The 22,751-nt window shown below is 28.8% G+C and carries 27 protein-coding genes; 12 read left to right on the top strand and 15 right to left on the bottom strand.

What is annotated here, in order from left to right; genetic code table 11:
- The first annotated feature begins 208 nt into the window (after positions 1-208).
- The 7 genes from L8X24_RS00860 to mnmH are packed head-to-tail and all read left to right on the top strand — an operon-like array spanning position 209 to position 5,462.
- On the top strand, positions 209-1,153 hold the full coding sequence (locus tag L8X24_RS00860; RefSeq protein ID WP_263663201.1) for an NAD(P)-binding domain-containing protein: 945 nt from the start codon (positions 209-211) through the stop codon (positions 1,151-1,153).
- A complete protein-coding gene (locus tag L8X24_RS00855; protein ID WP_263663200.1) occupies positions 1,147-1,839 on the top strand; it encodes a tRNA1(Val) (adenine(37)-N6)-methyltransferase in 693 nt (230 codons plus the stop codon). Before L8X24_RS00860 ends, L8X24_RS00855 begins: the two co-directional genes overlap by 7 nt.
- Positions 1,829-2,200: a YkgJ family cysteine cluster protein gene (locus L8X24_RS00850; RefSeq protein ID WP_263663199.1), complete on the top strand. Its 372-nt coding sequence runs from the start codon at positions 1,829-1,831 to the stop codon at positions 2,198-2,200. Before L8X24_RS00855 ends, L8X24_RS00850 begins: the two co-directional genes overlap by 11 nt.
- Positions 2,176-3,411, top strand: a complete 1,236-nt coding sequence (locus L8X24_RS00845) for a tetratricopeptide repeat protein (protein WP_263663198.1) — start codon at positions 2,176-2,178, stop codon at positions 3,409-3,411. The genes L8X24_RS00850 and L8X24_RS00845 overlap by 25 nt, the downstream gene beginning before the upstream one ends.
- Positions 3,396-3,998: an indole-3-glycerol-phosphate synthase TrpC gene (locus L8X24_RS00840; RefSeq protein ID WP_257937775.1), complete on the top strand. Its 603-nt coding sequence runs from the start codon at positions 3,396-3,398 to the stop codon at positions 3,996-3,998. Before L8X24_RS00845 ends, L8X24_RS00840 begins: the two co-directional genes overlap by 16 nt.
- Positions 3,998-4,486, top strand: coding sequence for an HIT family protein (locus L8X24_RS00835; protein WP_263663196.1), 489 nt, complete (start codon positions 3,998-4,000; stop codon positions 4,484-4,486). The genes L8X24_RS00840 and L8X24_RS00835 overlap by 1 nt, the downstream gene beginning before the upstream one ends.
- Positions 4,479-5,462 carry a tRNA 2-selenouridine(34) synthase MnmH gene (mnmH, locus tag L8X24_RS00830; protein ID WP_263663195.1) on the top strand — a complete coding sequence of 328 codons (984 nt, stop codon included), beginning with the start codon at positions 4,479-4,481 and terminating at the stop codon, positions 5,460-5,462. Before L8X24_RS00835 ends, mnmH begins: the two co-directional genes overlap by 8 nt.
- Here mnmH and L8X24_RS00825 read toward each other — a convergent pair.
- The 3 genes from L8X24_RS00825 to L8X24_RS00815 are packed head-to-tail and all read right to left on the bottom strand — an operon-like array spanning position 5,457 to position 8,888.
- Positions 5,457-6,977 (bottom strand): inorganic phosphate transporter, encoded by a 1,521-nt coding sequence (locus L8X24_RS00825; RefSeq protein ID WP_263663194.1) that lies wholly within the window; start codon positions 6,975-6,977, stop codon positions 5,457-5,459. The genes mnmH and L8X24_RS00825 overlap by 6 nt on opposite strands.
- 46 nt (positions 6,978-7,023) lie before the next feature.
- Positions 7,024-8,124, bottom strand: coding sequence for a 4-hydroxythreonine-4-phosphate dehydrogenase (gene pdxA / locus L8X24_RS00820; RefSeq protein WP_263663193.1), 1,101 nt, complete (start codon positions 8,122-8,124; stop codon positions 7,024-7,026).
- A complete protein-coding gene (locus tag L8X24_RS00815; protein WP_263663192.1) occupies positions 8,121-8,888 on the bottom strand; it encodes a pyridoxine 5'-phosphate synthase in 768 nt (255 codons plus the stop codon). Before L8X24_RS00815 ends, pdxA begins: the two co-directional genes overlap by 4 nt.
- Positions 8,889-8,943: 55 nt before the next feature.
- Here L8X24_RS00815 and L8X24_RS00810 point away from each other — a divergent pair, with 55 nt between their 5' ends.
- From L8X24_RS00810 to L8X24_RS00800, 3 genes are read left to right on the top strand one after another with little or no spacing between them, the layout of a single operon-like run.
- Entirely contained in the window at positions 8,944-9,903 is a 960-nt protein-coding gene (locus L8X24_RS00810) for a Ppx/GppA family phosphatase (RefSeq protein WP_263663191.1), read from the top strand.
- A gap of 10 nt (positions 9,904-9,913) precedes the next feature.
- Positions 9,914-10,357, top strand: a complete 444-nt coding sequence (locus L8X24_RS00805) for a GatB/YqeY domain-containing protein (protein ID WP_263663190.1) — start codon at positions 9,914-9,916, stop codon at positions 10,355-10,357.
- A complete protein-coding gene (locus L8X24_RS00800) occupies positions 10,354-11,007 on the top strand; it encodes a DNA/RNA non-specific endonuclease (protein WP_047208365.1) in 654 nt (217 codons plus the stop codon). Before L8X24_RS00805 ends, L8X24_RS00800 begins: the two co-directional genes overlap by 4 nt.
- A gap of 30 nt (positions 11,008-11,037) precedes the next feature.
- Here the strand turns inward: L8X24_RS00800 and dnaK are convergent, their stop codons facing one another.
- From dnaK to L8X24_RS00785, 3 genes are read right to left on the bottom strand one after another with little or no spacing between them, the layout of a single operon-like run.
- Complete coding sequence (gene dnaK / locus L8X24_RS00795; RefSeq protein ID WP_087700645.1) at positions 11,038-12,900, bottom strand: molecular chaperone DnaK; 1,863 nt, start codon at positions 12,898-12,900, stop codon at positions 11,038-11,040.
- A 22-nt stretch (positions 12,901-12,922) separates the two neighbouring features.
- Positions 12,923-13,432 carry a nucleotide exchange factor GrpE gene (gene grpE, locus L8X24_RS00790; protein ID WP_087685043.1) on the bottom strand — a complete coding sequence of 170 codons (510 nt, stop codon included), beginning with the start codon at positions 13,430-13,432 and terminating at the stop codon, positions 12,923-12,925.
- Positions 13,429-14,211, bottom strand: a complete 783-nt coding sequence (locus tag L8X24_RS00785; RefSeq protein ID WP_263663189.1) for an HrcA family transcriptional regulator — start codon at positions 14,209-14,211, stop codon at positions 13,429-13,431. The genes grpE and L8X24_RS00785 overlap by 4 nt, the downstream gene beginning before the upstream one ends.
- Positions 14,212-14,450: 239 nt before the next feature.
- Between L8X24_RS00785 and L8X24_RS00780 the strand changes: the two genes are divergently transcribed.
- A complete protein-coding gene (locus L8X24_RS00780; protein WP_256374638.1) occupies positions 14,451-14,582 on the top strand; it encodes a hypothetical protein in 132 nt (43 codons plus the stop codon).
- Here the strand turns inward: L8X24_RS00780 and L8X24_RS00775 are convergent.
- The 5 genes from L8X24_RS00775 to L8X24_RS00755 are packed head-to-tail and all read right to left on the bottom strand — an operon-like array spanning position 14,571 to position 19,035.
- Positions 14,571-15,200, bottom strand: coding sequence for a hypothetical protein (locus L8X24_RS00775; RefSeq protein ID WP_263663188.1), 630 nt, complete (start codon positions 15,198-15,200; stop codon positions 14,571-14,573). The genes L8X24_RS00780 and L8X24_RS00775 overlap by 12 nt on opposite strands.
- A complete protein-coding gene (locus L8X24_RS00770; protein WP_263663187.1) occupies positions 15,197-15,433 on the bottom strand; it encodes a hypothetical protein in 237 nt (78 codons plus the stop codon). The genes L8X24_RS00775 and L8X24_RS00770 overlap by 4 nt, the downstream gene beginning before the upstream one ends.
- Entirely contained in the window at positions 15,417-16,469 is a 1,053-nt protein-coding gene (locus tag L8X24_RS00765) for a DHH family phosphoesterase (RefSeq protein ID WP_263663186.1), read from the bottom strand. Before L8X24_RS00765 ends, L8X24_RS00770 begins: the two co-directional genes overlap by 17 nt.
- A gap of 9 nt (positions 16,470-16,478) precedes the next feature.
- Positions 16,479-18,638 carry a flagellar biosynthesis protein FlhA gene (flhA, locus tag L8X24_RS00760; protein WP_263663185.1) on the bottom strand — a complete coding sequence of 720 codons (2,160 nt, stop codon included), beginning with the start codon at positions 18,636-18,638 and terminating at the stop codon, positions 16,479-16,481.
- Positions 18,631-19,035 (bottom strand): Rrf2 family transcriptional regulator, encoded by a 405-nt coding sequence (locus tag L8X24_RS00755; protein ID WP_263663184.1) that lies wholly within the window; start codon positions 19,033-19,035, stop codon positions 18,631-18,633. The genes flhA and L8X24_RS00755 overlap by 8 nt, the downstream gene beginning before the upstream one ends.
- Before the next feature lie 176 nt (positions 19,036-19,211).
- Here L8X24_RS00755 and rpsO point away from each other — a divergent pair, with 176 nt between their 5' ends.
- Positions 19,212-19,484: a 30S ribosomal protein S15 gene (rpsO, locus tag L8X24_RS00750; RefSeq protein WP_012661650.1), complete on the top strand. Its 273-nt coding sequence runs from the start codon at positions 19,212-19,214 to the stop codon at positions 19,482-19,484.
- 188 nt (positions 19,485-19,672) lie between these two features.
- Here the strand turns inward: rpsO and L8X24_RS00745 are convergent, their stop codons facing one another.
- From L8X24_RS00745 to L8X24_RS00730, 4 genes are read right to left on the bottom strand one after another with little or no spacing between them, the layout of a single operon-like run.
- A complete protein-coding gene (locus tag L8X24_RS00745) occupies positions 19,673-20,566 on the bottom strand; it encodes an RsmB/NOP family class I SAM-dependent RNA methyltransferase (protein ID WP_263663183.1) in 894 nt (297 codons plus the stop codon).
- Positions 20,553-20,939, bottom strand: coding sequence for a Holliday junction resolvase RuvX (gene ruvX / locus L8X24_RS00740; RefSeq protein WP_263663182.1), 387 nt, complete (start codon positions 20,937-20,939; stop codon positions 20,553-20,555). The genes L8X24_RS00745 and ruvX overlap by 14 nt, the downstream gene beginning before the upstream one ends.
- A complete protein-coding gene (locus tag L8X24_RS00735; protein ID WP_263663181.1) occupies positions 20,936-21,703 on the bottom strand; it encodes a DNA-protecting protein DprA in 768 nt (255 codons plus the stop codon). Before L8X24_RS00735 ends, ruvX begins: the two co-directional genes overlap by 4 nt.
- Entirely contained in the window at positions 21,690-22,748 is a 1,059-nt protein-coding gene (locus L8X24_RS00730) for a divergent polysaccharide deacetylase family protein (protein WP_412175319.1), read from the bottom strand. Before L8X24_RS00730 ends, L8X24_RS00735 begins: the two co-directional genes overlap by 14 nt.
- Between the last annotated feature and the right edge of the window lie 3 nt (positions 22,749-22,751).

Here is a 22,751-nt window from a genome sequence, read left to right as displayed (position 1 = left end):
TAATCTAAATATAGATAATTTTGCATAAAAATTTTAAATTGATATATTTTTTTACACACTTAAGATAATTTTTAAAAAATTTTTTTAATTAAATGAGTTGCAATAAAAACAAAAACTCTACAAAAAATTAAAATTATCTATAAATTTTTATATTTCATTATCATTTTTTTGATACATTTACACATTAAAATACTAAAAAAGGGAAATAATGAAAATTTTTGATATGGTAGTTATTGGTGCTGGCCCTGCAGGTATTGCAGCGGGAGTAGAAGCTAAAATAAAAAATAAAGAAGTTATTGTTTTAGAAAAAGCTGATGCGATTTGTCAAACCTTAGTAAAATTTTACAAAGAAGGCAAAAGAGTAGATAAAGCTTATAAAGGTTGTGATAGCACAAATCACGGGCATATAAATTTTGAAGATGGAACTAGAGAAAGTACGATAGAAACTTTCCAAAATGCCATCAAAGAGTATAATCTTGAAGTAAAGCTTTCTAGTGAAGTTGAAAGTGTTAAAAAAGATGGAGAAAATTTCATCGTTAGCACTGCAAATGAAAATTATATTTGCAAAAATGCAGTTATTGCCATAGGTAGAATGGGTAAACCAAATAAACCAAGCTATACTTTACCTATAACTTTAACAAAAATCATCAATTTTAATGCAAATTCAGCAAGCCAAGGTGAAAAAATCTTAGTTGTAGGTGGTGGAAATTCAGCAGCAGAATACGCTATAGATTTAGCTAAAAAAAACGATGTTACACTTTGCTATAGAAGAGAAACTTTCTCAAGATTAAACGATATTAATCTAGAAGATATTCAAAAAGCTTTTAAACAAGGCAGTGTAAAAGCAAAACTTGGCATAGATATAACTAGTATTGAAGATGAAAGTGGTAAAGCTAAAGTAAATTTCACTAATGACACAAATGAAATTTATGATCGTATTATTTATGCTATTGGCGGTTCAACTCCACTTGATTTCTTACAAAAATGCTCTATAGAAGTTGATGAAAAAGGCGTGCCAAGCTTTGATGAAAATAAAGAAAGTAATGTAAAAGGATTATTCGTAGCAGGTGATATAGCGAGTAAAAACGGAGCTTCTATTGTAGTGGGTTTAAATGATTCATTTAAAATCTGCGATCATCTTTATAAATGCTAAAACTCTTTCAATATTCAAAAGGCTATCGCTATAATAACGATAGTCTTTTACTTTTTGACTTTTTATCTAAAAATAATTTTAAAGGTAATATCCTTGATATAGGATGTGGTTGTGGAATTTTAGGACTTTTGATAAAGCAAAAATTTCCAAATTCAAAAGTTTATCTACTAGATATCCAAGAGCAAAATATCAAACTAAGTTATAAAAATGCTAAAGAAAATAAACTTGAAATTCAAGGCATTTGTGAAGACTTTTTAAACTATAAAAGTGATATAAAATTTGATTTTTTGATCTCTAATCCTCCATTTTATAAAAAAAATACACAAAAAAGCCAAGATTTACATTTATGTATATCAAGATATCAAGAATTTATGCCACTTGAGAAGATGTTTGCTAAAATAAATACTTTAATCAAACCAAATGGTAGTTTTTTTATGTGTTATGAGGCAAGTTTTATAGATGAAATTTGCGCTTATTTAAAACAATTTAAATTAAAACTAGTTTCACTTCAATGTGTTCATAGTAATGCACAAACTAACGCAAGACTTGTTTTAATGCATATTAAAAAAAATAGCAAAAGTCCTTGCGCGATAATGCCTACACTTTTTATGTATGAAAATGATGTTTTAAATCCAAAAATTAGTGAAATTTATAAAAATACAGGAACTATAAGCTATGATGCGTGAAAAAGGTTTTGATTATTCTTTTGATGAAAGTGCTTGTGAAAAATGTGGTGGGAAGTGTTGCACTGGAGAAAGTGGGTATATCTATGCTAGCAAAGAAGAACTAGAAGCTATTGCTAGTTTTTTAAATTTAAACTTTGAAGCCTTTAAAGAACAATACCTCATCAAAGTTGGATTTAAATATAGCTTTAAAGAAGCAAAGTATGAAAATGGCTACCGTTGTATTTTTTTTGATACAATGTATAAAAAATGTTTAATTTATAAGCATAGACCAAAACAATGTAGAACTTTTCCATTTTGGGAGTATTTTAAAACACACAAAGAGGAGTTAAAAAAAGAATGTATAGGGGTTTGCTTTCACTAATTATAGTTTTTATCCTAACAAGCCTTGCTTTAGCTAAAGGTGAAGATAAAATCCTACAAGCACTTATTTATGAAGAGCATGGGCAATTTCAAAAAGCATGTGATATTTATACAAATTTATTTCATGAAAATAATGAAAGTATATATTTGCAAAAGGCTTTACTTTTAGCTTTAAGTGCTAATTTAAAACAAAAAGATGAGCTTTTAAAAGCTTCTAAAGACTTTTTAGAACACACAGCTATTGCAAGATTAAATGCTTTATATTTTTTTGAAATAGGAGATTATAAACAAGCTGAAGCTATACTTTATAAACTCATTAAAGAGGAACAAGATTATAGAAATTATGAAATATTAGGCGATATTTTTGCCAAAAAAGCTTTATATACTAAAGCTTTAGAACAATACAATCTTGCTTATAAGCTTTTTGAGCATGAAAATTTATTACTTAAAATAGTTGAAATTAATATCAAAAATAAAAATATCAACCAAGCTAAAAAGGCCTTAGAAGAATTTGTAAAAAGTTCACAATGCACCCTTAAAACATGCACCCTACTTTTAAAAATTTATCAAGAGCAAAAAGATCACAAAGCAAGTATCCAAACCCTTGAAAAGCTATATAAACTCAACAATGATATTAAATACATCTACGCTATGATAGAATTACTAGTACAAGAAAAAAATTATACTCAGGCTCTAAATTTAACCCAAAAATATAACATAGATCCTGATACCAAAATTTTCTTATACACACAAACAAAAGATTATAAAAAGGCCTATGAAATAGCTTTAAAACATTATGAACTTAGTAAAGATAAAAAATATCTTTCTATGGCAGGTGTTTTAGAATTTGAAATTCATATGGATCCTAAAAGTAAAAAAGTCACGGATCCAAAAATTCTAGCCTCTATCATGAAAAAATTTGAACAAAGCGTAGATGTGCGCAGTGATGCTTTATATCAAAACTACTATGGCTATGCTTTAATTGAATATGATATTGATATAGCCAAAGGTATAGAGCTAGTAGGCTGGGCACTTGAACAAGAACCACAAAATCTTTACTATCTAGACTCTTTAGCTTGGGGATATTATAAACTTAAAAATTGCAAAAAGGCTTATGAAATTTTGCAAAAAACACTGCATGATAAAGAATTTTCAAGCTCAGATGAAAGCAAAGAGCATTTAAAGGCTATCGAAAAATGTTTAAAACAATAGATTTAAAAAATCATTTTTCGAAAACACAAAAAATTCTTGAAAGCAAAAAAGAAATTTTTCCTTATGATATGTTAGGTAGAAGTCTAGCTTCTAATGCCTTTTATCCTAAAGATATTTATACACTTTTACTTGAAGGAAAACTTTCGCATTTTTTATATTCTAAAGATTTAAATTTTAATCATGAAAATTTCGATGCCATCATCTTACCAACAAGCCCTTTGCTTAATCAAGACATACAAAATTTAAGTCTTTTTAGACGCTATCATGAAAAACCTATTGTGCAATTTGATTTTATTTTTGATGAATATCAAATTTTAGAAAGCTTAGTATATGGGGCTGATGCATTTATTGTATTTCCTAAAATGCTAAAAACCATGCAACTAAAAAAACTCTATAATTTTGCAATACATCTTGGTTTAGAGGCTATTTTTTACCTTGAAAGCAAAAGCGATCTTAATAATGCTATTTTAGCTGGAGCTAGAATTTTTTTGCTAGAAGATGAAAAGCTATTACCTTTGATACCAAAAAATAAAGCTCTTATAAGTAAAAATATTAAAAATCTACATGCTTGCATAAAGGAGAGTTGATGGAGTATTTATACGCACCTTGGAGGGATGTTTATTTTAGCAATAAAGATAAAAATTTTTGCCCTTTTTGTCATTGTAAGCATGAACTTAATGAAGATGAAAAACTTGGGGTGATTTTTAGAGCTAAAGAATGTTTTGGCATTATGAATAAATACCCTTATAGTCCGGGTCATTTTATGATTATCCCTTATGAGCATTTAGAAAATATAGAAGATTTAAGTGATGATACATGGCTAGAAATTAGCCATTTTGTACGTATTGGAGTTAAAATTTTAAAAGAAAACTTTCACGCTAAGGGTGTTAATATAGGTATGAATTTAGGCAGTGCAGCAGGAGCTGGCATAGCACCACATTGTCATTATCATTTAATCCCAAGATGGCAAGGCGATACAAATTTTATCACTACCATAGGACAAACTAGAGTTTGCGGGAGCGATTTGGAAAAAGTTTATACCACCTTATGTAAAGCTTTTAAAGACTATGTATAAAGAAGTTGATTTTGAAAATTTTTTAAAATTTAATTTTGATCTTTTAATTGATGCAAGAAGCCCTAAAGAATACAAACTTGCTCATATAAAATCTGCGCAAAATTACTACGCACTCAATGATAATGAATTTGAAGAAATAGGCACGCTTTATAAGAAAAACAAAGGCTTAGCTAAAGCAAAAGGTGCAAGTTATATTTGTAAAAATATGAGCGAGCATATTAATAAAATTTATCAAAATTATAAAATAGGCTCTTTGGTGGGAATTTATTGCGCAAGAGGTGGTAAAAGATCAAAAGCCATTGCTTTAATCTTAGCCGAACTTGGTTATAGGGTTGCAAGATTAGAAGGTGGATATAAAGCTTATAGAAGTTATGTGAGTGAGTTTTTTAGAAAAGATTTAAATATTGAGTTTTTATGTCTTTGCGGTAATACAGCAAGTGGCAAAAGTGATTTAATCCAAACTTTAGACAATGCTTTAAATTTAGAAAAATTAGCCAACCATCAAGGATCAAGTTTTGGTAAAATTTATGGAGAACAACCAAGCCAAAAAGCTTTTGAAGATGAATTGTTTTATTTTTTAAAAGATTATACTTATAAAACTTGTTTTATAGAAGCTGAAAGCAGACAAATTGGAAATTTAACTATCCCGCTAAATTTATACAATAGCATGCAAAAAGCTAAGAAAATTTGGTGTGAGTGTGACACGAATTTACGTGTTCAAAGAGTTTTAAAAAACTATACTCCAATGGATAAAAAAGTATTTTATCAATGTGTTGAAAAAATATCACCTTATATCAGCAAGGATTTTAAATTAAGACTTTGTCAAAATTATGAAGAAAACAATTTAGAACTTTGTGTAAAAATGCTTTTTGAATATTATGATAAAGTATATAAAAAACCTTCAAAAATTGATTATTTTATCAATAGTTCTAATTTAGATGAAGCTAAAAAACATCTTATGAGTTTAAACTCATAAGATTGTATTTACAAAGATAACAAAAATAATACTTGAAAGAATTCCAGCAACTGGTAAGGTAATCACCCATGCTAAACCAATAGGTTTCATCATAGCCCATTTAGCATCTTTATTAAATACCCCTATACCTAAAATAGCACCGATTAAAATATGGGTTGAGCTAACTGGAATTCCAAGTTGGGTAGCTAAAAGTATAACAATACTTGCGCCAAGTTCAGCACTAAAGCCTGTTGTTGGTTTAATTTCAGCAAGTTTTGAACCCACAGTTTGAATAACTTCTTTACCCAAAAACCAAAGTCCAATAACCAAAGCTATACCAAACATAAGCATTACAGCAAAAGGTACTGGTGAGCTAGGATTAATGGTGTTATTTTTAAGTACATCTAAAATAGCAGCAAATGGTCCAAGAGCGTTAGCTATATCATTAGCTCCATGTGAAAAAGCAAAACTTGAAGCAGTAAAAATTTGAAACCATGAAAAAATCTTTTCTATGGTCTTATTAACCTGAGTTTTTTTCATCAATCTCACGACTGCTAAAGTAACAATATAAGCAAAAATAGAAATAATTGAAACTATCCATAAATTTTGCATTACATCTAAAGTAGAAACATTATTTAAACCCTTAAATAAAAACATAGAAGCAATAGTCAATGCACCTACACCTGCTATTAAAGGAACGTGAAATTTCATTCTTGAGAAAACATCTATGTTTTTTTCTTTTTCTTTTAATTCTTTGATTTTTAACTTATATTCACTTCTTTTTTCATCATCATCTAAAACAATAGCACTAAGTTCTTTGATTTGCTCTTCTTGGCTTTTGTTTTTTAAATTTTTAAAATATTCTTCTTTAAAAGCCTTTTTTTCTTTTTTGATTTCTTTTACTACAAGAGTTATTTCTTCTGATGGCTTTAGGATTTTTTTATAAATATAAGCATAAATTAAATACGCCACAAGCCCACCAAACAAAGGTGAAATAACCCAACTCATAGCTATTTTATAAATACCATTCCAATTTACCATAGATAATGCTTGATCTTGATCAAAAAATACAAAGCCCATAGCAATACTTGAACCTACAATACCTCCTATAATACTATGAGTAGTAGAAACTGGAAGTCCTTTTTTAGTCGCCACAAAAAGCCAAATTCCTGAACTTAACAAAGCTGAGAGCATTACACATACAAACACCATAGGATTAATTCCATCAGGTAAAACTACTATACCACTTCTTATAGTATTTGTTACTTCTCCTCCTGCAAATACAGCCCCGCTTAATTCAAATACCGCTGCAATAATCAAAGCTTGTTTTATAGTAACTGTTTTAGCACCAACGCTAGTGCCAAATGAATTTGCAACATCATTACCACCGACATTAAAGGCCATGAAAATACCAAATACACTAGCAAGGATAAATAATATCATGGAATTATTAGGAATATAATTATATCCCCAAACAAAAAAGCATAAAACACTCACAATAAAAATAAAAAATGCAATAGCATTATCTTTACTCAAGTATTCTCCTTAAGAATTTATTTTAATGAATTAATTTTAGTAACTTTTACTTAGTTTTTTCTTTGATCTTTAAAAATTGCAAAGCAGATTTCACTGCTTGCATATAACTTTGTAAATTAATTTTTTCATTTTTATAAGCCCTATCATAAGCTGTGCCATGATCAACGCTAGTACGAATTATAGGTAAATTTAAACTCACATTAATACTTTTTTCAAAATACAAAGCCTTTAAAGGTGCTAAGCCTACATCATGATACATACTCACTAAATACTTGCATTTACTTAGTGCAAAAGGAGTAAAAGCACTATCAGCCACCAAAGGCTCACTTAAATAAATATTTTCCTTATAAGAAAGTTCTTTTTCTTTTTGACTTAAAAAATCTTCATTTTCTAAATTTTGCAAATTTAACGCACAATCTTTTAAAAATACATTTGCCATTCTTATAGCTTTTTTTATTTCCTGCTCTTCTTCTCCACCTATTACGCCATTATCACTTGCATGAGGATTAAAACTTAAAACTCCAATTTTTTCAAATAAAGTGCATTGATAAAAATTAATTAAAAATTGCGCAAGTTTGAAAGCCTTAATCTCTTTAAAAACATCTCTTAAAGCCATATGCTCAGTATATAAAGCCACAAAAAGCTCATCACACCCTAACATCATAATAGCATCTTGTTTGAAAAAATCTCTTAGTGCCTCAGTATGACCTTTATAACTCACTCCCCCCATTTGCCAAGTCTTTTTATTAATCGGTAAAGTAACCAAAGCATCTAAAAACAAATGCGTGCAATAACTAGCTCCTTCAAAACTTAAAAAAGAATAAACCCCACTTTTAGCGTCTAAATTCGCAGGATTTAACTCAAAATCAAAATCAATAATTTTGCTAGCTTGATATGAAAACTCATAAATTAAAAAATTTTCTTTTTCTTCTTTAAAGATAAAATGTGGTTTTGAAGCATTAGAAATTTCAACTAAATTGATTTTAGATTTAGGATTTATTTTCAAAAGTTTATTTGCTTTTTGAAATAATTCATAATGCACAAAATAATAAGGCTCGCAAATTTTTACTAGCTCATCATGACAAGCTAATAAAATTTGCATACCTATGCCATTTAAATCCCCTATGCTAATAGCAATTTTTTTCATCTTTTAATCAAAGCTTTCATTTGCAATATAGCTTTTTCTAAGCCTACAAAAACCGATCTTGCTACTATACTTTGTCCTATATTTAACTCTTCTATTTCTAAAATATCTACAATATTTTTTACATTTTTATAATTAAGCCCATGACCAGCTGCCACTCTTAAATTTAAACCCTTAGCCAAACTTGCACTTTGTCTTAATCTTTGGAGTTCATTTTCTAAAAGCTTTTTGAGTTCATTTTTACTTAAAATTAATTCAGGCAATGCATAAGAAGTTTGATTGATATTAGTATATAGCGCATTATAAATATTAGCATACAAGCCTGTATGAAGCTCTATAAAATCAGCTTTTAAAGAAGATGATTTTTTGATATCTTCTAAATTAGGATCAATAAATAAAGAAACTTCGATTTGCTCTTGCTTTAAAACATTAATAGCTTCTTGTAGTTTTTCATTATCTAAATTTAAACCACCTTCTGTTGTAAGTTCTTGTCTTTTTTCAGGCACTAAAGTAACGCGTGAGGGTTTGTATTTTAAAGCATATTCTATCATATCAATAGAGCATTCTAAATTCACTACACATTTGCAATATTTTAAGATATTTTCTAAATCAAACTCATTAGCATGGCGACGATCTTCTCTCACATGGATAGTGATTTGATCAGCTAAATTTGCACTCAAAAACGCAGCCTCAAGCAAATCAGGATCATTTACTTTTCTAGCTTCTCTTAAAACTGCTATATGATCGATATTAACCCCTAAAAGCATAAGTTTTCCTTATAAGTTTTTTGCTATTATACTTTAAATTTTTTAAGGAGAGCTAGTGCTAGGTATTGATATGGGTTCAAATACATTAAGAGCTGTTTTAATGGATGAGAATTTTAATAAATTAAAAAGCGAAGAATTTATCATAGGGACAGCTAAAAATATGCAAAATGACACCATTAGTGATGAAGCTATAGAAAGAATTTTTAGCGCTTTGAAAATCTTAAAAGAAAAAAATTATAACTTAAGTCAAGCTAAAGCAGTCGCCACAGCTGCTTTTAGAAAAGCAAAAAATACTGAGTTTATTTTTGAAAAAATTCAAAAAGAATTTAAACTTGATATAAAATTAATCGATGCAAAAACCGAAGCAAAACTAAGCATTTTAGGTATGCAAGAGCGTCTTAAAGCTCTTAAGCTTTTTAGAAAAGACCTAAACTATTGTGATTTAGGCGGTGCTTCTTGTGAAATTTCAAATGAAAAGTTTAGTAAAAGTTATGATTTTGGAATTATTAGTTTTTATGAAAGAATGCATTTTAAAGCTATAAAATCAAGTGCTTATGTAAGATTTTTTAAAAAATATCCACAAAATCTTGCACATATTAAAGATGAAAAATTAAAAATTCATCTAAGCCCCTACCCTGCACATTTAAAACAACTTGCCCTAAAAGCTTTTAATCTTAGTAAAGATATAAAATTAAAAGGAAATTTTTTCATACTAAATTCAGGAGTACCCACCACACTTTGTGCTTATAAACAAAACATAAAATACAAAGATTACTTAGAAGAAAGTGTAAATGGTAAAATACTCAAACGCAAAGATTTTTTTGATTTTGCTTTAAAAATTTGGAATTTAGAACAAGAAAAAGCTAAAATTTATCTTGGAGAAAATAGAAAAAAATACCTCATAGCAGGCTCAATGATACTTTTTGCTTTATTTAATAAGCAAAAGCTCATTGTGATTGATGATGGTGTTAGAGAAGGTGTGTGTATAGCGCATTTTAAAAATATCAAATTTTAAAGGAGAAAAAATGAGTTTAAAAGATCAAATTTTAGAAGATATTAAAGAAGCTATGCGTAATAAAGATAATTTTAAAAGAAACACTTTAAGAACGCTTAATGCTAGCTTTAAACAAATAGAAGTTGATGAGAGAATTACGCTTAATGATGAAAGAATATATAAAATCATTGCAAGCGAGATTAAAAAACGAAATGAAGCAGCTTTGGCTTTTTCTAAAGGCTCTAGAGAAGATTTAGCACAAAAGGAACTCCAAGAAGTAGCTATTTTAAGTGCTTATTTACCAAAACAACTTAGCGATGAGGAATTAGAAAGTGAGCTAAAAAAACTTATAGAAAAATTACAAATTAACTCTTTAAAAGAACAAGGTATTTTGATGAAAGAAGCTAAAGCAGCTTTTGGCGCAAGCGTTGATGGTAAAAGACTTAATGAAATGGTAAGAAAGCTTTTAGCATGAAAAAAGTTTTAACACTTTGCGCCTTAGCTTTAAGCTCTTTTGCTTATACTCAATATGAATTGCATCCTAGCTTTAAAGCTTATTTTAAAGACTGCTCTTTATTGATGGATAAATATTATTATATTAATTGTTATGATTATAATTATAAAGGCACTAAGGCTATTGCCTATAAACTAGAAGCTAAAATTTTAAATCAAGGACACATCAAAAAACGCCCAAGATTTCAAGAAGATACAAATATACCTAAAAAATATAGAACTTATTGGGAGGATTATCTAAGAAGTGGTTATACAAGAGGACATGTCGTGCCAAATCAATCCATGAATGCAACCCCACAAGCTCAACTTAGTACTTTTTTAATGAGCAACATAACTCCGCAAAAAAAAGATATTAATGCAGAAATTTGGAATGAAATCGAACAAAGAGAAAGATATTTAGCAAAGAAAAACAAAGAATTAGAAGTCTTAAATTTAGTACTTTATGATGATAAGCCAAAACGCATTAAAAACAACATAGCCATTCCTAGTTTTTATGTCAAAATTCTTAAGGCTAAAAATTTCAGTGAATGTTATAAAGTGCCAAATAATGATAATTTTGCAAGATTTGATAGAAATTATTTTAAGGAAGATTGCAAAAAATATATTGATTAAACTAGAAGCACAAGGCTTCTAGTTTAGTTTTTACTCAACTTCAGCATCGATTACATCATCGTCTTTTTTCTTTTGAGCGTTTGGTTCTTCTTTTTTATACATATTTTCTGCTAATTTATGAGAAACTTCACTTAAGGCTTTCATTTTGCCTTCGATTTCTTCTTTAGAAGCATTAGCATTTTTCAATGTCTCTTTTAACTCATCTAAAGCTTTTTGAATATTTGCTTTATCATCATCACCTACTTTATCTCCAAGTTCACTTAAAGATTTTTCTACTTGATGCACTAAGCTATCAGCAGCATTTCTAGCTTCTACTGCTTCTTTGCGTTTTCTATCTTCTTCTTTGTGAAGCTCTGCATCTTTTACCATATTATTGATCTCTTCTTCACTTAGTCCACTTGAACCTGTGATTTTAATCTCTTGAGCTTTACCTGTAGCTTTATCTTTTGCACTAACTGTTAAAATACCATTTGCATCAATATCAAAAGTTACTTCAATTTGTGGCATACCGCGAGGTGCTGGTGGAATTCCTTCAAGATTGAAATTTCCCAAAGATTTATTATCACGGCTAAATTCTCTCTCACCTTGTAAAACATTGATAGTAACTGCGCTTTGATTATCTTCAGCAGTTGAGAAAACTTGCTCTTTTTTAGTTGGTATAGTTGTACCTTTTTCGATGATTTTAGTCATCACACCACCTAAAGTTTCAATGCCTAAAGAAAGCGGAGTAACATCAAGCAATAATACATCTTTAACATCACCTTTAATAACCGCACCTTGAATCGCCGCACCTATTGCAACAACTTCATCAGGATTTACTGATTTATTAAGCTCTTTTCCAAAAGCTTTTTTAACTTCTTCTTGTACCAGTGGAACACGGGTAGAACCACCCACCATAACGATTTCTTTTACTTCATTTTTGTCAAGCCCTGCATCTTTTACTACTTCGTTAATCTTACTAATAGTTTCAGCAACTAAGCCATCAATCATACTTTCAAATTTAGCTCTTGTTAGAGTTTTAGTTAAGTGTTTTGGACCACTTGCATCAGCTGTGATAAATGGTAAATTAATATTAGTTTCATTAGCTGAACTTAATTCTTTTTTAGCATTTTCAGCTGCTTCTTTTAATCTTTGTAAAGCCATTACATCGTTTTTAAGATCAATACCTGTTTCATCTTTAAACTCATTTGCTAAAAAGTCGATTAATTTATTATCAAAATCATCACCGCCTAAAAATGCATTACCACCGGTTGCTAAAACTTCTACAACATTATCACCTGTTTCAAGCACAGTAACATCAAATGTACCACCACCTAAATCATAAACTACAATTTTTTCACTTTCTTTTTTATCAAGTCCGTAAGCCAAAGCTGCTGCAGTTGGTTCATTAATAATTCTTAATACATTCAATCCTGCAATTTGTCCTGCTTCTTTTGTAGCTTTTCTTTGTGCATCATTAAAATACGCTGGAACAGTAATAACCGCATCTTCTACTTTTTCACCCAAGAAAGCCTCTGCATCTTCTTTTAATTTCATTAAAACTTTTGCTGAAATTTCTTGTGGAGTATAAATTTTACCTGCTATTTCAATCGCACAAGCTCCATTTCTTTCTGTGATATGATAAGGTAAGCGATTTTTAGCTTCTTTTGCCGCTTCTTCATTAATCATCAAACCCATGATTCTTTTTATAGAATAAATAGTTTTTTCAGGATTAGTAACCGCTTGACGCTTAGCGCTATCTCCAACTAAAACTTCACCTTTATCTGTAAAAGCAACTACTGAAGGAGTAGTATTTTTACCTTCTTTATTTGGGATAACTTTACTCTCACCTCTTTCATACACACTCACACAAGAATTTGTTGTACCTAAATCTATACCTATAACTTTTGCCATTTTTTATCCTTTTTATTAAATTTTATTTTGCAACACTAACTTTTGCTGATCTAATCACTCTATCATTCATCATATAGCCCTTTTGTAAAAGCTGAACGATATGATTGCTTTCATGATCAGCACTTTCAACATGAAACATCGCCTCATGTAAATTTGGATCAAACTCACCATTTGCTTCTATTACCTTAACCATATGTTTTTCAAGTTTTTTCAAAAGCAAATCTAAAGTGTTTTGAACCCCTTCTTTGATTTTTAAACTTAATTCATCATTGGCTTCTACATTAATAGCCGCCTCTAATGCATCAACTACATCAAGCAAATCTTTAGCAAAACTTTCATTTGCATAAATTGTTGCTGAAATTTTTTCTTTTTCCATTCTTTTTTTGATATTTTCAAATTCAGCATTTGCTCTTAAATAAGTATCTTTTAACTCATTATACTCTGCTTGAAGTTTTTCTAATTCATTGTTTTGATTTTCTGAATTTTCCACTGCTTCTTCTTGCATTTGCTCATTTTGCTTTTCTTCGCTCACGCAGCCTCCTTTATAATATTTAACATTGTTTTAAAATCAGAATACACACTACCGGCAAAAACCATATTAGATTCTTTGCCTAAAAATGTACTCTTAAGCTTTAATCCCATAAAACCCTCTTCAAATAAAGGATCAAATTGCAATTTATCGTTAAAATAAAATCCAATTTGAGGAGATAAAAGCTTAGCAAATTCATCATTTTGATAAATTTGATAAGCTTTACTCTCATTATATCTATAATAAACCATAGCATCTTTTAACATAGCAATTTTTTCTAACAACTCTTTAAACTCAACTCTAAAAGCTAAATTTTCAATACTTTTTAGATCAAGTCCTATAAGTCTTTGTAAGAAAATTAAACTATCTTGACTAAATCTTAAAACCAACTCATTTTGTCCAAAATCAAGTATGATAAATTTATCATTAACCTTAGTAATATCTTGCAAAATAAGCTCATCACCACCATAAACTAAGGTATAAATTTCAAACTTATCAAGCAAAAACTCTAGCAAAGCAAGATCGTTAATCACAATCTCATCTTCGCAAAGTTGCTCATACCAATAAGCCTTCATAGCAGTAAAAGTTGGTATGCGACCACTGCTAATATGAAGTTGTGTTAATACACCCTCATCGCTTAATTTTTTAAAATAAACTCTTATAGTAGAAGCAGGTATGCTAACTTTATGATTTAACTCATTAGAACCCACAGGATTATTACCATCTAAATAGGTCTCAATGATGGTTTTTAAAATTAAATCTTTTTTACTATAAGACTTCACTATAAAACCTTAGTTTTTTATTTTAGCACTCAATGTTTTTAAGTGACAAGATAATTATACAACTTTAGTATAATAATGTCAAGTTATTTTTAAATAAAAATATTTAAAATTATTTAGTCTATATAACTAAAGTTTATTTAGCCATTTATATATAATATATAAAAACTTATTTTTCAGTTTTTTTAAAAGAAAAGATAATATAATTGCATCTAGCAATATTTTTTAAAAGGTTTACAATAATGAAAAATCTTACTTTAAGAGAAAAGCAAGATCTTGAAGCTTATGTGTTTTCTAATATAGAAAGAAAAAAAATGGCTTTAAGTAGAATTTTAAAATTATATTATTTAAGATTTTTTAGATTAGTTTTTTAATTTATATTTTTTCATACCCTCTTTTGTGAAAGATAAGTCTTTAAAATCAGGAGATGAGATTAACTCCATACAAGTTTTATCTAAATTTTCCATTCCGCTTATTTGCATACTAGATTGCAAATTTTCATCTAAATATAAATCAAAAACTACACAAGCTTGATTATTAACCTTGTAAAGAATTTTTCCACCTTTTTTCTCATCTAGTTTATACGCTTGTAATTTATCATTTTTACTCATTTTTTTAATTTCATTTGCAAAAGATTGATGTAAGGTATAATAAATCATAAAATCACGCATTATGTTTTTAATATCAGTAATTTCTTTTCTTAGTTTTGATAAATCTTTAGCGTATAAACTTATAAATTGCGTATTTAAGTACTCATTTAGACTTTTTTCGTTTAAATTTTCACATAATGGATAAATTTTAACCACAAAAACCTTATCTTTAGCAAGTACTATATCCACACAAGCTTGTTTGTTTTGTTTGTATTCTAAAAATAAAGCTTGACTTGAGCTTAAATTTAGCGTGTTTTGTTTATTGTAAGCAAAATCACTTAAATCTTCATAGATATTTGCATAAGAAAAAATTCCCGCAAAAAACAATAATAAAATTTTCATTCAAATAAATCTTTATGATGATTTTTTAAGTACTCTACTACTTCTAAGATCTCATCAACTCCTTCTTTTTGAGTATTTTGACAAACCTCATCAATACAATCAATATAAGCCTCAATTGCTTTTTCTAATTTTGCTCTTTTTACCCCAGCAAACAAGAGCATTGCCTCTAAAACTATGCTTAATTCATATTGTAAATTTTCTATTTCTTCTTTAAAATCATGATTTGTTTTCATTATTTTCCTTTAATTCTTTGCTTTTAATCAAATCCGCAAATTGTGCTTTTATAAAATCATAGTTAGAGCTATCTTTATACGCAGCGAACAATCCACCGCTAGCATTTTTATGCCCTCCTCCATTGACCAAACTCTTAGCCATCAAACTCACATCGATTTTATTATTTGCTCTAAAACTTAAGGTTTTTCTTGAACTAAGATCAACGAAAAAATCAAAATCAGGATTTTGCATTAAAAAATCATTTCCAATTACGGAAGTATTGCCTATATTTGAAGTTAATAAACCTTTACTTCCTTTATAAAATACACTAAATTTTTCTTTATTTGCACTTAGTTTTTCTACTACGAATTTAGAAATTAAATTACTTAAAGTATCATCATTTTCTTTTTTGAAAAAAGATTTTTTTAAGCCATGCAAATCATCATCTAAATTAATATGAGCATTTTTTTGATGAATGTATTTTCTACAAACATCAAAAAGATAAAAAAGATATTTGATATTTTCTTGTGCAAACATTACTCTATTGATTTCTTTTGCTCCAGAAACCATACCAAGCAGTACTTTTCCAAGTTCAAAATTCTCATCTTCACTCAACCAAATATCCACCGCATTTACCACATCTACAAATTCTGACAAAGCCTTATTTTCGCCATAACATTTACTAAAAAAATCATAAACAATCTTAGTAGCACATCTTTTATCATCTAAAAAATACCAAGGATATTTTTGCATACATTCTAAGCCACTTTGATGATGATCTAAAAGTAACAGTTTGATTTTTTTGCCTTCTATAGCTTTTTGAAAATCTTCACATTGACTTAAAGTCAAATTTAAATCCGTGATTAAAATCACAAATTCTTCATTAGGATTTTGCTTTAAATCTTCCTCTATATTTTTAAAAATCACATTAAAATTTTCATTAATCTCTTTACCATAATTAGAATTATAAAAATAACAATTCTTAAAATAAAAATCTAGCACATACTGACAAGCATAGCCATCTAAATCTGTATGTGAAAGATGATAAATTTTCATATTTTTCCTTTATAAATTATCAACTTTTATGATACCTTCTGTTTCAAATTTGGTATTTTCTGCAATCTCAGCAAAACTCAAAACCGTAATATTAATACCAAAATTAGAACAAATATCAGCAATAAATTTTCTAAGTTGTGGCTCAACACAAAGCAAGAAAGGTTTAATTCTTGTATTTGCTACACTTGAAAGTTCAGCTTTTAAAGCTTCTACTAAAGCGCCAGTTTGAGCTACATTTATCATTAAATGATACGAACCATCTTTAAACTGCACATGCTCCATTAATTTTGCAGCCGCAGCTGCATCAAAAATATAAAAGCTAATTTGCCCTTTTTCATCCACATATAAATTTGTAATTGCTCTTGCTAAAGAAGCTCTTACATGCTCAATAATCATATCCAAACTCTTACTTACTTCAGCTATATCACTAATTGATTCTAAAATTGTAAGCATATCTTTAATAGGAATATGCTCTTTAAGTAAAGCTTTTAAAACTTTTTGGATTAAACCTATACTAGCAACTCTTAAACAATCATCTACTACGATAGGATAATCATTTTTGATTTTATCTAATAAATTTTGAACCTCTTGTTTAGTTAAAAGTTCTGAAGCATTGGCTTTTATAAGCTCGCTCATATGGGTTGAAATCACACTTGCTGGATCAATTACAATATAACCATTTAGCGTTGCCTCATCTTTTAAAGATGATTCTATCCATAAAGCATCAGAATTAAAAGCAGGTTCTTTAGTAGCTATACCTTCGATAGGTTCAGTTATAAAACCACTATCCATAGCTAGATATTTATCAGGATAAATTTCAGCACTAGCTATGCCCACACCTTTGAGTTTAAAAGTATATTCATTAGGCTTTAATTGTAAATTATCTCTAATTCTAATTTTTGGCATCAAAAAGCCTAAACTTTGAGCTATATTGCGTCTTGTTGATCTAATACGCTCTGTTAATTCACTTTCTGCTAATTTAATAAGTCCATAGCCTAATTCTAATTCTAAAATTTCTAATTTTAAAATATCTGTGATTTTGTTTTCTTCTTCTTTTAAAATTTCTTCCTCACTGCGTTTTTGAGGTTTAGCTTGCTCTTGCTCATCAGCTTCTTGGGATTTTTTAGCCGAAATTGTATTGATTTGAATTTTACCTTCTTGTACTTGTTTTATCATATAACCAAGACCCAAAAACACCAAAGCCATAAAACCCAAAGAAAAATGTGGTAAACCAGGCACTAAAGCAAAAATAAATAAAACAAAACCTACAATTAATAGTGTTTTGTATTCTCCTAAAAGCTGATTAATAGAACCTTCAGCAAAATTATCCTCATCTTTACTAGCACGCGTGATGATAATTGCAGTTGCTGTTGAAGTGATAAGCCCAGGAATTTGAGAAACAAGTCCATCACCTATTGTTAATATAGTATAAGTTGAAGCACATTCTCCAAGCTCCATATCATGCTGAAAATAACCTATCATAAACCCGCCAATTAAATTTACAATGGTGATAATAATCCCAGCAACAGCGTCCCCTTTTATAAATTTAGAAGAACCATCCATTGCTCCATAAAAATTTGCTTCGGCTATAATTTCTTGGCGTCTTGCGCGTGCAGTTTTTTCATCAATCAAACCTGCATTTAAATCCGCATCAATAGCCATCTGCTTACCTGGCATTGCATCAAGGGTAAATCTTGCTTGAACCTCAGAAACCCTTGTACTACCTTTGGTTACAACCATAAAATTAATCAAAACCAAAATACAAAAAACAACCATACCTATAACATAATTGCCACCAACAACAAATTCACCAAAACTTGCCACTATATCACTAACAGCTGCTGGACCTTGATGACCCTCACTCAAAATCATACGCGTTGTAGCAATATTAAGTGAAAGTCTAAAAAGTGTGATGATCAAAATCAACGTTGGAAAAGTTGTTAAATCCGTAGGCTTTGGTATATACAAAGAAATTAAAATAATTAAAACCGAAATGGCAATACTTAAAGCAAGAAAAAAGTCTAAAACTATACTTGGTAAAGGCACTATAATAATTGCTAAAATTGCAATAATTACGGCTACTATAGTTAAACTTTTTGCCTTTAAAATAGGTGCAACAAGCGGAGCAACCCAAGGCAATACTAAGCTAAAAATATCTCTTTTAGCCATTATTTTGAATAATATCCTCTAAGGTAATAGAAACTAAAAAATCATCGATTTTATTTTGAAGTTTCACTAAAACTGGCATAATTTTGCAATTATCCTCTTTTTGAGAAGGACAAATTCCATTACTACATTCAAAAACATTAATAGATTTTTTCTCTACGCTATTAATAATTTCTTTTAAAGTGTATTCACTTGGCTGCTTAATAAGCGCAAAACCACCCTTAGCTCCCTTGTAAGACTTCAAAAGTGCATCTTTAGCAAGAGCTTGTAAAATTTTTGCTAAAAAACTTTTAGGTATATCTAAGACATTTGACATAGTATCTACATCTTGTGGTTCTTGGGATTTTGCTATATGAATTAAAGATAATAAAGCATATTCGCTAGCTTTGGTAAATAACATTTGTTCCTTTCAAGTTATAAATAAAATATATTAATTGGTTATTAATAAAAATTTTTATTATATCAAAAATAAGTATCGATAAATATTAAATTTCATATTTTTTAAATTTCAGCATTCTTTTTGGTTTTTTAGTTATAATTACACTTTTTATTTTAATACCGCTCAGGAGGTCTATTATGGCTTTAGATTCGGCTAAAAAAGCAGAAATAGTTGCAAAATTTGCTAGAAAAGAAGGAGATACAGGTTCTCCAGAAGTTCAAATCGCACTTTTAAGTGCAAGAATTTCGGATTTAACAGAACATTTAAAAATCTACAAAAAAGATTTTTCTTCTCGTTTAGGTCTTTTAAAGCTTGTTGGTCAAAGAAAAAGACTTTTATCTTATCTAAAAAGAAAAGATTATCAAGCTTATTCTAAATTAATTAGCGAATTAAACTTAAGAGATAAATAAGCTTCGTGCTTATTTATCTTTATATATTTTTTATTACATTTATTTACTACTACTTTAATTTAAGTTTTCAAAATTTCATCGTTTTATTCACAAGAGTTTCACAGTGTGATTTTAGCTTCTAAGCACCTAAAAATAGCACTTTAAGTTTTAAACTAAAAAACATTTTTCACATTTAATTTTATTGATTTTTAATATTTTTTCACTTTTGCTATAAAAAACCCATCTGCATAGTCATCTGGTAAAACTCTTTTAGCAAATGATAAATCAAATTCATCACTCTTTGCACATATAAAATCAACATTAACCAAATTAAAATCAAGCAATTCTAATTTAAAATTTTCATTTCTTAATGCATTTTCTAAAACTGCTTCATTTTCTTCTCTTAAAAATGTACAAGTGCTATATACTAATTCTCCGCCATGTTTTAAAGCTAATAATGCTGAATGCAAAAGCTTTTTTTGCAAATTTGCAATTTGCTTAATTTCTTTTGTGTTTTTTTGGATTTCAAAACCCATTTTTGCAAAAGTTGAGCAAGGTGCATCAAGTAAAATTTTATCAAATTTCAAAGGACAAGCCTTGCCTATAGTACGTGCGTCTTTTAAGAAACATTTTGCAATTTTAACTTGATAATTTTCCATAGTTTTTTTTAAGGTAAAAAAACGTGTTTTAGATAATTCACAACTTGCTAAATAACCCTCATTTTGCATAAAATTAGCTAAATTTAGACTTTTTCCACCAGGAGCTGCACACATGTCTAATACACTCTCACCAGCTTTAACACCCAAAGCTTTAGCGCATAAATACGAAGAATAATTTTGTATATAAAACTTGCCCTCATTAAAAGCTTTCATTGAGCTTAGTTTGCTTTTGAAGATACTTGGAATTTTATAACAATTCAGATCAATTTTTTCAAATTCTATATTTTCATTATTTAAAATTTCTTCTAATTCATCATTATCAACAAGCAAGGAATTTCTAAAAATATTAATATATTTTTCTTGATTAAAACTTTGAAGGATTTGTTCTTTTTGCTCTTTTGTATAAATTTCATCTAAAGCTGTATTTAAATCAAGTAAGGCCATAAAAATCCTTTAAAAACAAATACGCAGCTAAAGAATCAAGTTTGCCATCTTTTTTCTTTAAATTCACCATGCCAAATTCTTGTGCATTTTTAGAACTAAAACTCTCATCGACAAAAAAAACTTCTTTATCGAAATCAAGTAAAGATATGAAATGTTCCACCCTTTTTCGCATTTCATCTTCACTAGATCCACCTAAAGGAATTCCTACTACTAAAGTATTTACATCATACTCTTTGATGTACTTTTTTACCTCGTTTGCTGCTTGGTTACGGTTTTTTCTAATAATAGCTTCAAGTGGCATAGCTATACTTTTATTAACACACAAAGCAACACCAATACGCTTTAAGCCTATATCTAATGCTAAAGTTTTCATAAGCAAGATCTTATTTTCACTCCAGATATTTCTACTAAACCCTCAAGTTCATACTCATAAACTCTATCGCCAAATTTTTTCAAAACTTTTTCTAAATCGTCTTCATGTTTTAAAAAACTTAACAAATCATCTTCACTTTGCTCATAATGAAGCTCTCCAAACATTTTTGCAAATTCATCAAAATCATGAATTAAATTTGCCTTTTTTGTAGCTAAAAGTAGATTTGTTCCTTCGCTTTCATTTTTCCTATGAGGTAATACATATATAGGTTTATTCATACCTAAAGCAAGTCTTGCACTTTGCATAGAACCACTTTTTAAATCAGCTTGAGCTATTATAACAACCTCACTTAAAGCAATAATAAGTCTATTTCTTAATAAAAAATCATAGGGCTTTGCCTTGTAATTTCCTTCATTTTCACTTAAGGCTAATGCATTTTCATAAATATTTAAAATTTCATTTGTGTTTGCTTTTGGATAAATCTCATCAAGCCCATTAGCAAATATAGCTATGGTTTGAGGATAAGCTATTTTAGCTGCTTGGATATCCACCCCCAAAGCCCCGCCACTTACTACACAAACCTTAGCTTTTTTTAACAAAGTCACCAATTCAACAAGACAATTTTTAGTATAAACACTCATTTTTCTAGAACCTATAATAGCCACTTTTCTAGCATTTAAAAGCTCTAAATTACCTTTATAATAAATCTTTGAAGGTGGATTTAAAAGATTTTTAAAATCTTCAATATTCTCAATAAATTTCATTTAAATACACAAGCTCAACTAAATTTAACAAATCTTTACTTTGCACCAAGGCCTTAAAAGTCTTTTCTCTTGGATGACCAATAGCGATGGCAAAACCTTTCTTTTTTGCCTCTTCTACTGCTTGTCTGAGTTGGTTTTTAATATATGTTATATCATCTTCATTATCCAAAAAAACATCTCTAGCTATATAAGGCTGATTAAACTGACTTGCTAAGTTTTTGGCTTTAGAATTTCCTATGGTTCTTGAATCAACAAAAATAAAATCATTTTGTTTAAAGGCACTAAATAATTTTTCCATAGCCTGCTTATTTGCAGTAAATAAACTTCCTGTGTGGTTGTTAATAAATTTTACTTTTGGAAATTGCTCTTTTACAAAAGCTACGCGTTTACTTATTTTTTGTATATCATCACTAGGGTGTAAAGTATTTAATTCTGCCTTGTCATATTTTATAGCAGCAAGGGGCAAATGCACCATAAAAAAGTCAAAATCCTTTGCGAACTCAGCTGTATAGGGATGATGTTTATCAGGCGGAAAAAAAGATGGGATTAATTTTAAATTTGTTTTTTTAAGCATATCTACATGAGTGTGACTTGCCATATCATCTATAATAATTGCTAGACGAGGTTTGGTATTTTTTTGCACTAGGATTTGAGTTTTATTATCCTCATTTTTATCTGATATATTTTGCTCTTTATTGATTAATTCTTTGCTTGCATTTTGATCTATTATTTCTAAAATTAAAGTTTGATTATCCTCTTTAGTTTGATTTAACTCTGTATTTGCAGGGTTTAAATTTAAAATTTCACTAATATTTTTATCTAAAAATTCTAATTTTTCATTTTCTAAAGTCAAATTTATATCATTAAAACTAAAATTATTTTCTTGCTCTTTTGTGGGTAGTAATGGTTCTTTTTGAATTATGGTTTGATTGAAATCTAAAACTTTATTTTCTTCTTTTTTTAAAAACAAAGCTCCAAATGCAAAAAGAAAAATTCCAAACACAACCAAACAAAGTGCTAAAAGCACTTTGTATTTTTTATTTATAGT

This window comes from Campylobacter sp. CNRCH_2015_0814 (assembly GCF_025772765.1).
Classification (GTDB): domain Bacteria; phylum Campylobacterota; class Campylobacteria; order Campylobacterales; family Campylobacteraceae; genus Campylobacter_D.
The sequence above is the reverse complement of the archived record's forward strand: the minus strand, read 5'-3'. Positions and strand labels throughout refer to the sequence as shown.